General features: G+C 71.0%; 9 protein-coding genes. 4 read left to right on the top strand and 5 right to left on the bottom strand.

Going from position 1 to position 14,915, the window contains the following annotated elements; all coding sequences use genetic code 11:
* The first annotated feature begins 108 nt into the window (after positions 1 to 108).
* Positions 109 to 1,161: a LacI family DNA-binding transcriptional regulator gene (locus HJD23_RS08130; RefSeq protein WP_171111102.1), complete on the top strand. Its 1,053-nt coding sequence runs from the start codon at positions 109 to 111 to the stop codon at positions 1,159 to 1,161.
* A gap of 16 nt (positions 1,162 to 1,177) precedes the next feature.
* Here the strand turns inward: HJD23_RS08130 and HJD23_RS08135 are convergent, their stop codons facing one another.
* The 5 genes from HJD23_RS08135 to HJD23_RS43625 form a co-directional block, all read right to left on the bottom strand.
* Complete coding sequence (locus HJD23_RS08135; RefSeq protein ID WP_171111100.1) at positions 1,178 to 2,791, bottom strand: carboxylesterase family protein; 1,614 nt, start codon at positions 2,789 to 2,791, stop codon at positions 1,178 to 1,180.
* Positions 2,792 to 2,883: 92 nt separating this feature from the next.
* Entirely contained in the window at positions 2,884 to 4,134 is a 1,251-nt protein-coding gene (locus HJD23_RS08140) for an alginate lyase family protein (RefSeq protein WP_171111098.1), read from the bottom strand.
* Positions 4,135 to 4,161: 27 nt separating this feature from the next.
* Positions 4,162 to 7,491, bottom strand: coding sequence for an alginate lyase family protein (locus HJD23_RS08145; protein ID WP_171111096.1), 3,330 nt, complete (start codon positions 7,489 to 7,491; stop codon positions 4,162 to 4,164).
* A gap of 15 nt (positions 7,492 to 7,506) precedes the next feature.
* The gene (locus HJD23_RS08150) at positions 7,507 to 9,282 is read right to left on the bottom strand and encodes an Ig domain-containing protein (RefSeq protein ID WP_171111094.1); all 1,776 of its coding nucleotides are present in this window, start codon (positions 9,280 to 9,282) and stop codon (positions 7,507 to 7,509) included.
* Positions 9,283 to 9,311: 29 nt separating this feature from the next.
* Positions 9,312 to 10,628, bottom strand: coding sequence for an extracellular solute-binding protein (locus HJD23_RS43625; RefSeq protein ID WP_240980661.1), 1,317 nt, complete (start codon positions 10,626 to 10,628; stop codon positions 9,312 to 9,314).
* Positions 10,629 to 11,096: 468 nt separating this feature from the next.
* Here HJD23_RS43625 and HJD23_RS08165 point away from each other — a divergent pair, with 468 nt between their 5' ends.
* The 3 genes from HJD23_RS08165 (at position 11,097) to HJD23_RS08175 (ending at position 14,907) form a co-directional block, all read left to right on the top strand.
* The gene (locus HJD23_RS08165) at positions 11,097 to 12,110 is read left to right on the top strand and encodes a hydroxyacid dehydrogenase (protein WP_171111092.1); all 1,014 of its coding nucleotides are present in this window, start codon (positions 11,097 to 11,099) and stop codon (positions 12,108 to 12,110) included.
* A gap of 124 nt (positions 12,111 to 12,234) precedes the next feature.
* Complete coding sequence (locus HJD23_RS08170) at positions 12,235 to 13,323, top strand: LacI family DNA-binding transcriptional regulator (protein WP_171111090.1); 1,089 nt, start codon at positions 12,235 to 12,237, stop codon at positions 13,321 to 13,323.
* A 240-nt stretch (positions 13,324 to 13,563) separates the two neighbouring features.
* Positions 13,564 to 14,907 (top strand): extracellular solute-binding protein, encoded by a 1,344-nt coding sequence (locus tag HJD23_RS08175; RefSeq protein WP_171111087.1) that lies wholly within the window; start codon positions 13,564 to 13,566, stop codon positions 14,905 to 14,907.
* Positions 14,908 to 14,915 lie beyond the last annotated feature (8 nt).

Below are 14,915 nucleotides of genomic sequence, written 5' to 3' on the forward strand. Positions count from 1 at the left end.
GCGAACCGGCCCCGGCGCTGCTAGCCTCACCGCACCAGGAACCGGTTTCCCACGTGTTGCCGCAGTTCCCGGAGGGTGCACAGGGGGCGGGGAGAGGAGCGGGTGGGGATGACGCGCAAGAGCGGGGGCGCAAGCCGGAGCACGATCCGGGACGTGGCGTTGCGTGCGGGGGTGTCGGCGTCGACGGTGTCGCGGGTGCTCGGCGGGGCGTATCCGGTGAGTTCGGCGACCCGCACGCGCGTGATGCGGGCCGTGCGCGAACTGGACTATGTCGCCGACGCGCGCGCCAAGGCCGTCGCGGGTGTCGCGACGCCCACGCTGGCGTTCGTCCTGGAGGACATCACCGGTCCGTCGTTCGCGCACATGGCGCACGGCGTGGAGCGCGAGGCGACCCGGCTCGGTCATCTGTGCCTGGTGTGCAGCACGGAGGGCGACGTCCAGCACGAGCTGGACTTCGTGGAGATGATGCGCGCCCAGCGGGCCGCCGCGGTGATCCTGGTGGGCGGCGGCGCCGACACCCCCGAGTACCGCGAACGCACCCGCCGGATGGCCGACTCACTGGCCTCGGCGGGGTCCCGGCTCGTCCTGTGCGGCCGCCCGCCGCTGGGCCCGGGGGCGCCGGTCACGGTCATCGAGTACGACAACGAGGGCGGCGCCTACGCCCTGGTCGCGCACGTCCTGGCCCAGGGCCACCGGCGGATCCTGTTCCTCGGCGGCAAGCCCGACCACACCACCGCACTGGGACGGGAGCGCGGCTACCTCGCCGCCCACCACGCCCGCGGCGTCGACGCCGACCCCGCGCTGCTCCTGCACGGCGACTTCACCCGCGACTCCGGCCACCGCCTGATGCGCCAAGCCCTCGCCGCGGAGCTGGAGTTCACCGCCGTCGTGGCCGCCACCGACATGGTCGCGGCGGGCGCGCTCACCGCCCTGCACGAGGCGGGCCTCGACGTCCCCGGCGATGTCTCGCTGGCCGGTTACGACGACATTCCCTTCGCCCGCGACCTGCACCCCGCCCTGACGACGGTGCACGTCCCCTACGAGGAGCTGGGCCGCCTCGCGGTCCGCACCGCCCTCGGTCGCACCGCGGAAACCCAGGCCGAGCACCTGCTGCTGGGCACCCATGTCGTGGTGCGGGACTCGGTGCGGGCGGTGGAGTAGGGCACGGCGCCCCGCGTCACTGCCGACGGACGCCGCCGGGGCGGCGGAGGAGACGTGCGACGGACCGCAGTTCCGCACGGCGCGCGGACGCACCCTCGGCAGGGGCCGCCGGGGGTGCGGTTTCCGGGGCGGTGGCGTCGGCCGTCCACAGCGCCAGCTCGCGGTCGCGCGGGCCGTACACGGTGTAGGGGGCCGCCGGTGAACCGGGGGCGTCGGGCGGCTCGGCTTCGCCGAAGATCCGCACCGGGTGGGTGGCGTCCCACGCCTCCCAGCCCGGGTCGCCGTCGGCCGCGAAGCGCACCCACGCCTGGTGCATCGCGTCGGCCAGCTCCGTCGGGGCGCCCCAACCCGCCAGCTTCGCCGCCTCGGGCACCTCGCCGGTGTCGAAGACGAAACCGAGTTCCAGGGCGTGGCAGGCGCCGAGGTCGGGCAGCAGGGAGGGCCAGGCGAACTCGTAGACGTACGACGATCCGGGGCGGGCGTCGGCCAGGCGGTGCAGCGGGATGCGCAGCAGGTGGTCGGTGACCAGCTGGCCGACGATCTCCGCCGTGCCGGCCTCGGGGTGCAGGGCGCGGTAGCCGCGCGGGACCTCGTGGCCGCAGTGACAGCGGGCCATGGCGCCGGCCAGGGCGACGGGGCCGAGCCGGTCGACGCGCTCCAGCAGCCCGCCGGGCACGAGCCACAGCCGGTACTCGTCGCGGGTCCAGCCGATGAGCAGGTCGGCGCCGGACGCGGCCTCCCCCTCGATCAGCGCCTCCAGGGGATCGCGGGGTACGAGATCGCCGTCGACGACGATCCCGAAGGCAGGCCCGCCCAGCACGGGGCTGCTGAGCCGGCCCACCTCGGCCTGGGTGCGCAGCAGCAGGTCGCGGTCGACGGCGGCGAAGGCCTCGGCGGTCGCGGGCACCTTCAGCCGGGTCGCCATCCGGCGCACCATCCGCCGTACCTTGTCCCGCTCGACCGCCTCGGGCGGCCCGCTCTGCAGGACCGCACGCCGGAACAGGCCCTGGGCCTGCGGGGCGGCGATCAGGGCACCGATGCTGATCGCACCGGCCGACTGTCCGCAGAGGGTCACCCGGTCGGGGTCGCCGCCGAAGGCCTCGATCGACTCGTGCACCCAGCGCAGGGCGGCGAGCTGGTCGCGCAGGCCGGGATTGGCGGGGGCGTCCGGGAACAGTCCGTAGCCCTCCACTCCAAGCCGGTAGTTGAGGGAGACGAAGACGATCCCGTCCCGGGCGAAGCTGTGTCCGTCGTACACGGGCACACACGACGAGCCCCTGGTCAGGGCCCCGCCGTGCAGCCACACCAGGACCGGGAGCCGGGCGCCGGGGCCCGGCTCGGGGGTCCACACGTTCAGGTTGAGGCAGTCGTCCCCGGGCACGACCGGGTCCGACAGATACTGGGCGAACGCCTCCGAGTACGGCGGCTTGGGCGGCGTCGGCCCGAAGGCGCCCGCGTCCCTGACGCCGTCCCAGGGCTCGGGCGGCACCGGGGGCCGGAACCGGCGCGGCCCGAAGGGCGGTGCGGCGTACGGGATGCCCCGGAACACCGCGACGTGCTGCTCGTACCGGCCGCGTACCGCCCCGTACGGCGTGCTCACCACGGGGCCCGTCAGGTCTGCTGCGGTCATCCGCCCACCAGCCCTTCGCCGTGCTCGTGCACCGTTCACCTCAGAGCATCACATCGCTCGGAGGTATTCCGGTGCACGAGCCGGTTCAGCGCCTATTTGGCGTACATGAGCGTGCCGAAGCCGAGCTGGTCGTAGCCTCCGCTGGTGGAGCCGTAGTCTCCACCACCGCCCTCGGGGGCGACGAGGTTGTAGTACATCTGGGAGATGTACCGGTCGTCGAGGTACAGGCGCCGGTTGTAGTGGAAGTGGAGCATCGCCCAGACCGGGCGGACCTGGCCGCGCGAGGCGGAGGAGATCGCCGTGTGCTCCCGGTACGCGCAGTTCTGTCCGGTGCCCCAGCTGTAGGTGGTGAAGGGCACGTCCTGGCCGAGGTTGTACTTGGCGACGTACTGGGCGGCCTTCATGAAGCGCCGTCCGTCGTAGGAGTACAGGTCCTCGCCCTGGTTCCAGGCCATCTCGCAGATCGCGCCCATCTGGCCCATGCCCATGACGGTGTGCCCCTGGTCGCGCCCGGACTCCTGCCACTGGCCGAGGGCGTGGCCGTCCGCGTCGGTGTGCAGGAACGGGACGGCGTGGGTGATGGAGCCGTTGCCCGCGCCCGACTTGAAGTACGTGACGGCCTGGTCGTACTTGGCGGCGTCCTCGTTGAGGATCCCGATGGCCAGGACGGAGGCCATGTTGCACAGGTCCCAGTTGGCCCAGTAGTTGGTGATGCAGGCGTCGTTGTGGCCGGTGAGGAACTGGTTGTTGAGCGGGTAGAAGACCCTGGCCATCATGTCCTGGAAGGCGGCCAGGTCGAAGGCGTCGTAGTCCCGCATGAGCTCGGCCGCGTTGGCGAACTGCCAGCCGTAGAGGCCGGCCGCGAGGAACCGGTCGGCGTTGCCGGTGACCGTCGTCAGGGTCGTGGCCCACGCGTTGAGGATCCGCGCGGCGCAGGCGGCGTTGGCCTCGGTGCCGCCGACGTGCCAGCGCAGCGCGTTCTGGTAGGCGGCGGCGATGTCGTTGTAGAGGATGCCGTAGTTCTGGCCGGTGCCGCCGCGGATGATGGTCGCCTGGGGGTTGGGCGTCCAGGTCGACCGGGAGTGGGGGTTGGCGACCAGCCGGTTCCAGCCGGACAGCCAGGGGTCGTTGCCCGCGGCCACGCGGGCCCGGGCGCGGTTGATGTCACCCCAGTTGTGCAGCATGCCGGGGTGCGTCCAGGTCGCCGGGGCCGCGCTCGCCGTGGCTGCGGTGGCGGACGCGCCGAGGGCGAGGGCGGCGGTGAGGCCGCCGGCGGTCTTCAGCAGACCGCGGCGGCTCAACGCACTGTTGTGGAGGTGCTGGTGGGGGGAAGTGCGGCTCATAGCAGTGCAGCTCCATTCCAATGTCGATTACTCCATGGCGGTGATGCTCACCTCGTCGAACTCGGTGGTGCTGCGGACCAGGGGGCTGCGGGAGCAGACCACGAGGCCCACGTAGTAGGGGGCGTCGCCGAAGCCGGGGATCTCTCCCTCGGCGAGGGGGGTCCAGCTGACGCCGTCATCGGTGGAGGCGTAGGCGGTGAAGGCGCTCCCGGTGCGCTTCAGCCGCAGGAGACAGGGCGGGGTGACCGGCGCGTTGCCCGTGAAGGCCGACCGGCCTGCCACGGTGGTGCGCAGCATGAGCTGCGCGGTGCTCCCGCCGGTGACGATGGCCCCGGCCGCCTGGTCGAACGGCGACAGGGACTTGGCCATGAGCAGCCCCACCCGGTCGCCGCTCGCGCCCGTGCGGGTGGCGAGCCGGGCGGTGATCTCGCAGTCGCCGGTGACGGGCCGCCGTACGAACTGGCCGGTCATTCCCTGGTTGTTGACGGTCAGATCGGTCCCGGCGCCCCGCACCACGAAGGTCCCGTCCTCGTAGGCGGTGCTGCCGGGTCTGCGCACGTACACGACGCCGTAGGTGCCGAGTTCCCACTCGTCGAGCACCACGTCGCCGAGATCGCCGTACGTCCACGGGGCGGGCGGCGGGGTACCGACGGTGAGCGTGAAGGTGGCGGTCGCGGTGCCGCCCGCGTTGGACGCGGTGGTCGTGACCCTGAACTCTCCCTTCTCGGTGGGCGTTCCGGAGATCAGGCCGGTGCGCGGGTCGAGGCGCAGGCCGTCGGGCAGGCCGCGCGCGGTGAACCGGACCGCCGCCGGGGAGGCCCGCAGCAGGTGGCGGAACATGACGCCCCGGTTCGCGAACGCGGTGTCCTGGGAGACGAACTCCGGCTTCGAGGGGGTCGGCATCTCGGCGTGCGCGGGCGCCGAACGAGGGCCGCGGCCACCGGTGTTGGTCTTGGTGACGGTGTAGTGATACGTCCTGCCGGGGCTGCCGGTGGGGTCCGCGTACCGGATGCGGGTGCCGAAGCCGACCGGGGCGACGCCGTTCGCGATCGTCCGGTACGGGCCCGCCGCGTCCGTGGCCCGCAGTACCGCGTAGGTGGCCGAGGGGTCCGGGTCGGTCCAGCTGAGTTCGACGGCGTCGGCGCCGGTGACCGCCCGCAGGCCGGTCACGGTGTGCGGGGGGCGCGGGGTGACCCAGTCGGCGCCCCTGGCCGTGACCACACTGACGTTGTCGAAGGCACCCGTGCCGGTCTCGGCGTACTCCGCGTCGACGCCCAGGCAGGAGGTGAGCACCAGGCCGGCGTAGGCCGTGTGCCCCAACTCCACCTCGGTGGAACCGACTTCCGTCCACCGGATGCCGTCCGGGGAGAGGGAGCCGGTGCAGCGGCCGCCCTTGCGCTCCACGCGGACCCAGTACGGCGCCCGCAGCCGGTAGCCGTCGCCCGCGCCCTCGACGTACGGCGCCGTCAGGGGCGTCGCCGACTCCGGGAGGGAGCCGAGGTCGGAGATCGGGAACGCGGCCGCGCTGGTGATCGCCTGCCGCTGGGACGGCGGCACGGGCGTGCTGCCGGTGCCGGACACGGATGCCCCGGCCGAGGGACGGACGGTCCACACGCCGCTCCAGGTGTGCAGCGGCAGGCCCTGGATCAGCATCGAGGCGTGCGCGGCGTCCGGGTCGAGGGAGTCGCGGACGGTGACGCCGATCTTGGAGTACTGCGAGCTGAGCGGGAACACGATCCGCGCGGTGACGACGCCGTCGCCGCGCAACGGCAGGTGGGCGACCCGGTACGTGTCCGCGGTGCCGCTCGCCGTCAGCACGAAGCGCTCGCCGTCGAAGGAGGCGGAGCCCGGGATCCGCACCTCCCCCACGTCCCGGGTCGACCAGGGCTCGGGGAGACCGGCGGTGGCGGCGATCCAGGCGGAAGCCGCACTGGTGCCGTGGGAGCTCTCCGCGGTGACGGTGTAGTAGTACGTGCGGCCGGGGCGGACGTCGTGGTCGGTGAACCTGGGCGCCTCGACCCCGGACGCGTGCCGCTTGTACGGCCCCTCCGGGCTGGTGGCCCGCCGGACCGTGTAGCCGGTCGCCCACGCGGACGGCAGCCAGGACACCGTGACGGCGCGGTCGTCGCCGACCGCGGTGACTCCGGCCGGTGCCGTCGGCGCGACGGGTGCGGCGGGCGCCGTTCCGGCGTAGGTGAGCGTGCCCCAGCCCGGGTGGTCCTCCTGGTAGCCCTCCACCACACGTGCTCCGTCCGTGCCCCGGAAGACGACCTTCTCCGTCTGGGGGGCGGGCTTGCCGAGGCGTCCCGCGTAGTGCGCGTACGCCATCTCCCACACCGGGCGGAACACACCGCGCTGCCGGTTGGAGACGGTCGTCTTGACGTACTTGCCGGTGCGGTCGAGATCGGGCGTGAAGGGTACGGAGTCGTCGCCCAGGTTGTAGCGGGCGAAGTACTCGAAGTTGGCGAGGATCCGGCTGTCCGCGAAGGCGTACAGGTCCACGCCCTGCTGCCAGGCGACCTCGGCCGCGTCCGCCAGCAGGCCGACGGCGAGCTGCTCGTGGGCCTGGTCGCGGCCGGACTCCTGGCCCTGGCCCGCGGCGGTGACGACGCGGTGCAGCACCGAGCCGTTGCCGGCCCCGGCGGCCGCGAACCGCAGGGCGTCCTCGAACATCACCCGGTTGTCGCAGAACACGGCGATGGCGAGGATGGTGCGCAGCGCGGCGATGTCCCAGTTGCCGTTGGCGTAGAGGCAGTAGCCGGACAGAGCCGGGTACCAGACGTCGGTGAAGGAGCGCTCGCAGCGGCGTATCGACTCCTCGGACCAGCCCTCGTAGCCGGTGTGCCGCAGGATCTCGGCGGCGTTGACGAGCTTGAAGCCCTGGATGCCGGCGCCGAGTTGCCCGTCGGCGCCGGTGATGCCGGTGAGGGAGGCGGCCCAGGCGTCGAGGATGTCGCGGGCCTTGTCGGCGTGCCGTACATCGCCGGTGACCGCCCACATCAGGGCGTTGTGGTAGGCGGCGGCCGCGTCGGTGGCGGCCTGGCTGGTGTTGTCGGTGGGGCCGCGGCCCCAGGTGGTGATCTGTCCGGTGTTGCGGACGGCATAGGTGTGCTGGGAACGGAAGTCGGCGGCCAGCGCGGCGAAGCCGGAGGCGATCGGGTCGCGTCCCTGCGCCACCGCGGACTTCATCCGGGCCAGGTCCGCCCGGGAGTGCAGCAGGCCGGGATGGGCGAAGGTGAACGCGGCTTCGGCGGACCGGGCCCACGCGGGCGTGGCGGAGGCGGACAGCAGTCCGCCCCCGGCCACGGCCGCGAGTCCCGCCGTGCCGAGGAGCGTCCGTCGGCTGAGCGAATGCACGGGTTTCTCCCTGGCTTACGGGTTCTGCACGGTGAGCTTGAGGGTGCTGGTCGCCGTGCCCACGCTGTTGGTGGCCGAGACGGTGACCGTGTAGGTGCCGCGGCGCCCCGGGGTTCCGGAGATCAGGCCGGTCTTCTCGTCGATCCGCAGGCCCTCGGGCAGTCCCTCGGCGCCGAACGACGTGGGCAGCGCGGTCGCGGTGACGAGGTGGTGGAAGTTCCGCTTCTTGGTGGTCGTCACCTCGCCCGCGCTGGTGATCTCGGGGGCCACCGTGGCGGCCGGTGTGGTGGCGTCCAGGAAGCGGAGGTCCTTCACGTGCTCGTTGACGAACATCGGGACCATGTCCGGGGTGAGATACCAGCCCGGCTTGCGCATCTTGTCGTGGATGACCGTGCCGTTGATCTGGAGGTTCTGGAAGGTGAGGTTCTTGATGGGGCGGTCCGCGTCGTAGCCGACGACGATCGGCATGATGGCGTTCCTGCCGTTGTAGGTGAGGTTGCGGACGTAGACGTCCTGGATGCCGCGGCCGGGCGAGGCGTTGTACCGGTTGGCCATGACCCGCATGTTGAACAGCTGGCCCCAGGTGAAGTCCTCCACCCGGACGTCCTGGATGCGCACGTTCCGGATGAGGTTGCTGTCGCCGGGGTTCAGGGCGAAGCAGCCCTGGTAGAGGACCTGCGGCTCACGGTGCTGGAGGACGTCGATGTTGCTGAAGACGACGTTCTCGATCGTCTCCGGCTTCTCGGGGTTGCCGTGCGTGCCCATGTTCACCGGGTGCGCGACGTCGGCCCACAGGGTGGAGTCGCGGACGGTGACGTTGCGGCAGTCGCCGTAGTAGTCCCAGCGGTGCGCGTAGATGGCGATGCAGTCGTCGCTGTTGCGCATGAAGACGCCCTCGATCAGGACGTCCTCGCTGCTGAACACGTCGATGCCGTCGCCCCACTGGCCGTTGCTGTAGGAGTGCAGGTTGCGGACGGTGACCTGCTTCGACTGGCCGATGGTGCAGGAGTATCCGGTCTTGGGGTTGAGGGCGAGGATCCCGTCGATCTCGATGTTCTTCGAGAACGCCACCAGGGTGGCGGCGTCCGAGTCCCAGATGATGCCCCGGCCGATCAGCCGGGCGTTCTCGACGTTCACGAACTCCACGCGGGCCTTGAGCACCGCGCCGCCGGCCAGGTACACCGTCTTGCCGCTGGGCACCTTCACCACACCGCCCGAGGGGGTGTGCAGGCCGGGGCCGAAGTAGATGACGTCGGGGTCGTCCTCCTCCGGCCGCCGGGTCTCGATCGGGTTGGCGTGCAGTTGCAGGTTGCCGTAGATGTCGCCGTCGATCTCGATGGAGAGGTTGCGCGGCTCGGTGAGGCTGAAGGTGATGGTGTCGCCGCTCACCTCGTGCGGGATGTCGTACGACAGCGGGCGTATCCGTGCGGAGGGGATCGTGCCCTGGGACCAGGTGACCTGCACCTCGACGGTGCCGGTGAAGTCGAGGTTGGCGACCGAGGTGTACCGGATGACGCCGGAGCCGGTCTTCTCGTTGATGGTCTTCGTCCCCGCGCGCAGGACCGGCACCGGCTTCCACTGACCGCCGGGGGTACGGGCCTTGACGACGTAGGTGGTGTTGATCGGCAGTGCGCCCGGGACGGGGTGGATCACCAGCCGGTCGGTCTTCCGTCCGTCCTCCGCACTGGCGGTCCCCGCCGCGGCGCCGACCAGCGAGTACGCGGCGGCGGTGGCACCCGCGGCCTGGAGGACCGTGCGCCGGGACAGGCCGGTGCTCTCGGTGTTGTTCATGAACAGCTTCCTTGGGTAAGGGGTGTGCGCTACTTGAGGCCGGAGGTGGACATCCCGGCGACGAAACCGCGCTGGGCGACGAGGAAGATCAGCAGGATGGGGACGACGTACATCACGGAGGCGGCGGCCTGGAGCTCGGGGACGGGCGTACCGCCCTCATTGACGTAGGTGGTCATCACGGCGACGGCGAGCGTGGTGCGGTCGGTGGACAGCAGCAGCTGCGGGGCGATGTAGTCGCCCCAGGTCCAGGTGAAGGCGATGATGAAGCTCGCGGACAGCACGGGCCAGGACTGCGGGAGGAAGATCCGCCAGAAGATCGACGTGTATCCGCAGCCGTCGACGATCGCGGCCTCCTCCAGTTCGCGCGGCATGCCCGCGAAGAACTGCCGGAAGAGGAAGACGAGATACGGCGCCGCGGACAGGCCCCACAGCACCCACGGCCAGTACGTGTCGACCATGCCGAGCTTGGCGAAGATCAGGTCGGCCCGTATCGACGGGGCGAGCGCCTGGGCCTGGTAGGTGGGCCCGTCCCAGCCGTTGGGGTCGGGTTGGATGAGGCTCGTCCCGACCTTGGTCTTGCAGTAGTCGATGTACCAGGCCAGGGCCTTGCGGGCCTCGGGCGTGGTGAAGTCGGCCTGAGAGAAGTCGTCGTTGAAGAGGCTGCCGCCGGCGGACGCCGTCATGGTCGCCAGGAGCGTGGACCGGGTCAGCCCGTTGAAGCTGCCGCCGAACACGGTGGTCTGGCCGTTCTTGCGCTGCACGAGGCGCTTGGCGTTGTCGAGCCACTCCTCGTACGTGACCGGCTCGGTCTCCGGCGGGTAGTCGACACCGGCCTTGTCGAAGGCGGCGGCGTTGTACCAGTACATGGAGTCCTGGGAGAAATCCTTCGCCATGCCGTAGCGCGGGCCCCTGCCCTGGGTGCGGCCGTCGAACCGCCACAGGTCGTTGACGGGGTCCAGGTCGTCGAGTCCGAGGACGCCGCTCCGGGCGAAGTAGGGGTCCAGTTCCTCGGCCACGTCCCGCGCCGCGAAGTACGGCAGGTCCACCGCGCCGACGCCGCGCACCAGGTCGGGCGGGTTGCCGCTGGTGAGCATCGCGATCAGCTTGGTGATGTCGTACTTCACCAGAGCGATCTTGATGCCGAGGTCCTTCTGGGCCTGTTTGACCTGCTCCGGGAGTATGTCACCGGAGTTGACCATCACGGTGACGGTCTCGCCCTTGCCGCTGACCCCGTACGGCACCTGCAGCGCACAACCGCTCAACGCCGCCGCACCGGCCACGGCGCCGCCGGCCGACATGGTGAGAAAGCGTCGGCGACTGCGGGGAGCACCGGCATGGGAGGGCATGGGCGCCTCACCTTCTGGTCGGGAAGCACGGGCGGCTTGCCGAATCGCGGGTCGGATCGCTGTAACGTCGTAGCAACCGGTTGCCATGACCGGGTGGCCAGAGCTTCGGCCCGTCCGGAGGGCACGTCAAGAGTCCTCGCACACTTTCGAAAGGTCCACGAAATGCCGATGACACGGCCCATGAGGCCCGACACCGACCCTCAACAGACCGCTGACCAGCGCTGACGCCCGGACCGCCGCGTGGACGCATCACCGGGCGGCCACTTCACAACCGGTTGCTCACATCCCGCAGAACAGGCAGGCTGAGCACCTGCCCCATCGTGACGTCGGCATCCGTGACCCGACAGCCCGAAAATTTCGCGGATCTTCCACCCGGTCCGCCGATTGCCCCCCGTCGACAGTGGATCTACGGTAGAAGACGCTTTCAGAAAACGTTTCCGACCCCACCCCTCGCCCCTCAGGAGAGTCATGCCCAGCGCCCCGCTGCCCCGGGCCGTGTTCGCCATGGATCCGGTGCATCTCCCGCTGCTCTTCCCCGAGGCCCTCGTGGCACGGCTGCAGCAGACGGCCGAGATCGACCCCACGTTCGTCGTACGGGACTTCGCCGCCCCCGACGCCGCGGCACGGCTGGCCCGCGCCGATGTGCTGATCACCGGCTGGGGCTGCCCGCACCTCGACGAGGACACCCTCACCGCGGCACCCGGCCTGCGCGCGGTCCTGCACGCCGCCGGCTCCGTCCGCTCGCTGGTCGGCGAGGCCCTGTGGAAGCGCGGCGTCAGCGTCTCCAGCGCGGTCACCGGCAACGCGCTGCCGGTCGCGGAGTACACGCTCGCGATGATCCTGCTGGTCGGCAAGGACGCCTTCGCGCACCGCGAGCGCTTCCGGGCCACGCACACCCACCCGACCCCCGCCGAGACCGCCGCCATCGGCAACCTCGGCCGCCGCGTCGGCGTCATCGGCGCCTCACGCGTGGGCCGCAGGCTCCTCGAACTGCTGCGCCCGTACGACTTCGAGGTCCTGCTCCACGACCCCTACGTGACCGCCACGGAGGCCGCCGCGCTCGGCACCCGGTCCGTGTCCCTGGAGGAGCTGCTGAGCGGCAGCGACATCGTCAGCCTGCACGCCCCGGACATCCCCGAGACCCAGCACATGCTGGACCGCGAACGCCTCGCCCTCATCCGCGACGGCGGCGTCCTCATCAACACCTCCCGGGGCGCCCTCGTCGACCACGACGCCCTCACCGACGAGTTGCTCTCCGGCCGTCTCAGCGCGGTGCTCGACGTCACCGAACCCGAGCCGCTGCCCGCCGAGTCCCCCCTGTACCGGCTCCCCAACGTCTTCCTCACCCCGCACATCGCGGGCTCGCTCGGCAACGAACTGGAGCGTCTCGGCCGCATCGTCGTAGAGGAGTTGGAGCGCCTGGCCGCGGGCCGGCCCCTCGCCCACGAGGTGCGCCACGCGGACCTGCCCCGGGTCGCCTGACGGGCACCGCCGCAGCGCTGTCCACGGGCCTGCTGCCAGGAGAAACGATGGGATACGGTTTCCGTACCGGTGGCGAGCCTGCCCGCTCCGGTGTCCGGGCCACGACGGTGAAGGAGCCGCAACGGTGAGTCAGCGCAAGGCACCGAGCGACGCCGGCCGGGCGACGATCCGGGACGTGGCGGAGCGCGCGGGCGTCTCCGTGGCGAGCGTGTCGCGCGTGCTGTCCGGCAACTACCCGGTCTCCGACGACCTGCGCCGCAGGGTGATGAAGGTCGTCCGGGACCTGGACTACGTCACCAACGCCCACGCCCGCTCCCTGGCCGGTGGCGGCACCCCGACGGTCGCGATCCTCATCAACAACATCACCGGCGCCGCCTTCGCCCATGTGGCCAAGGGCGTCGAGGGCGCGGCCACGCTGCGCGGCTGGCTCTCGCTGGTCGGCACGACGGGCGACGACCCGGAGCGGGAGCTGGCCCTGGTGAACCTCATGCGCCAACAGGGCGTCGCCGCCGTCGTCCTGCTCGGCGGCGCCTACGACTACGACGAGTACCAGCTGCGCATGGCCCGCTTCGCCCGCTCCCTGGACGCGGCCGGCTCCCACCTCGTCCTGGTCGGCCGACCACCGCTGGAGGGCGCCGTCCCGGCGACGACCGTCGACTACGACAACGAGTCCGGCGCCTATGCGATGGCCAGCCACCTGCTGTCGGCCGGCCACCGGGACATCCTGGTGCTGCCGGGTCACGCCGAACTGACCACGGCACAGGGCCGGCTGCGGGGCGCCCGGCGCGCCTTCGAGGCGTACGGCGTGCCCTTCGAGCCGGGCATGGTGCGGCACGGCCCGTACGACTACGAGCACGGCTACGAGGCCGTCGAGACGGCCCTGCGCGAGAAGCTGCACTTCACCGCCGTACTCGCCGGCACCGACGTGGTCGCCGCGGGCGCCATGCAGGCGCTGCGCTCGGCCGGGCTGCGGGTGCCGGAGGACGTGTCGATCGTCGGCTACGACGACATCCCGCTGGCGTCCCAGCTCACCCCTCAGCTGACCACCGTGCACGTGCCGTACGAGGAGATGGGCCGGGTCGCCCTGCGCGCGGTGGCCGACCGGCGCGAGGGCGGTGCGGGGCGGCGCAAGGGGGCCGACGGGGAGCATCTGGTGCTGGGCACCCATGTCGTCGTACGCCAGTCGGTACGGCCGCCCCGGCGGCGCGGTTAGTCGTCCGCGGCGGAGAGTGTTCCGTAAACGTTTTCTACGCAACCCACCAAACAAATTGCCGCACACCTCTTGCTAGAGGCGGGGGTAGCGGCCTAACGTCCCAGCAACCGGTTTCTATCACTTCTTCCTGGCCGCCCCCCGCACCCCGAGCCGACGGTTCTCAGACCGTCGTTGCCGGCCAGTACCGAGCCGCCGCGTCCCCCGTTGTGAGACGCCTACTTTCCGAAGGAACACGGTCCGATGAACTTCACCAGCCCCCGGAGAAGGTTCGCCCGCGCCGCAGTCGCGGGTGTCGCGCTCACCGGTCTGCTCGCCGCCTGCGGCGGCTCCGACTCCGGCTCCGACTCCGGAGACTCCTCGGGTTCCGGCCCGGTGACCCTGCCCTTCTGGGGCTGGGCGAACGGCCAGGAGGCGGTCGTCAAGGCGTTCAACGCCTCGCACCAGGACGTCCAGCTCAAGTACACGAAGGTCACCGACCAGCTGACCATGCAGAAGCAGCTGACCAACGCGGTCAAGGCGGGCAACGCCCCCTGCCTGGTGCAGAACACCGCCGAGTACGTGACGAGCTGGGTCGCGGAGGGCGCGCTCGCCGACATCACCCAGTACGTCGAGGGCGAGAAGGACAAGTTCAACGCCGGTTCATGGGCCAGCGCCCAGGTGCAGGGCAAGCTCTACGGCGTCCCGACCAGCTCCTCGCCCAACTTCACGATCTACCGTGCCGACATCTTCGAGAAGTACGGCATCGAACCCCCGGCCACCTGGGACGACTTCATCGCCGCGGGCAAGGAGCTGAAGAAGCACAACATCAAGATCACCAACTACGCCGGTGAGGACCCCAGCACCCTGGAGGTGCTCGCCATGCAGGCCGGCGCGCACTGGTACGCCGTCGACGGCGACTCCTGGAAGGTGAACTTCCAGGACGAGGGCACCCTCAAGGCCGCCGAGGTGATCCAGCAGATCATCGACAACGACCTCAACTCCAAGCTCTCCTTCGCCGACTACGCCGCCGTTCAGCGCAACTACGACAAGGGCGGCACCGCGACCCGGCAGATCTCCACCTGGCAGATGGCCGGCATGGTGCAGAACTTCACCGACTCCTTCGGCGACTGGGCACTGGCCCCCTGGCCGACCTTCACCGGCGAGGCGCCCAAGACGCCCGCAGGCACCAACCTCACCGGCAGCGTGACCCTGGTGACGGAGCAGTGCGAGCACAAGGAGCAGGCCGCCGAGGTGGCGCTGTGGATGTCGACCGACCCGGGCGCGGTCAAGACGATGGCGAGCCCGGAGACCGGCAACGGCGTGATGCCGGCCCTCGCCGACAGCAACGCGTACGTCGCCGAGTCGATCTCCGAGAAGCTGCTCGGCGAGCACTACGAGCCCGCGCAGAAGGTCGTCACCGACAGCCTGGGCACCGTCACCACCGACTGGACCTTCGGTCCCAACTGGACCGCGATGTTCACGGAGATGCAGGCCGGCTGGGCCAAGGTCATCAACAAGGAACAGAAGGTCACCGACCTCCTGGCACACATGCAGGAGTGGACCGTCAACGACCTGAAGTCCCGCGGTATCAGCGTCAAGGGCTAGGCACTCAC

Source organism: Streptomyces sp. Z423-1 (assembly GCF_013009255.1).
Classification (GTDB): Bacteria; Actinomycetota; Actinomycetes; order Streptomycetales; family Streptomycetaceae; genus Streptomyces; species Streptomyces gossypiisoli.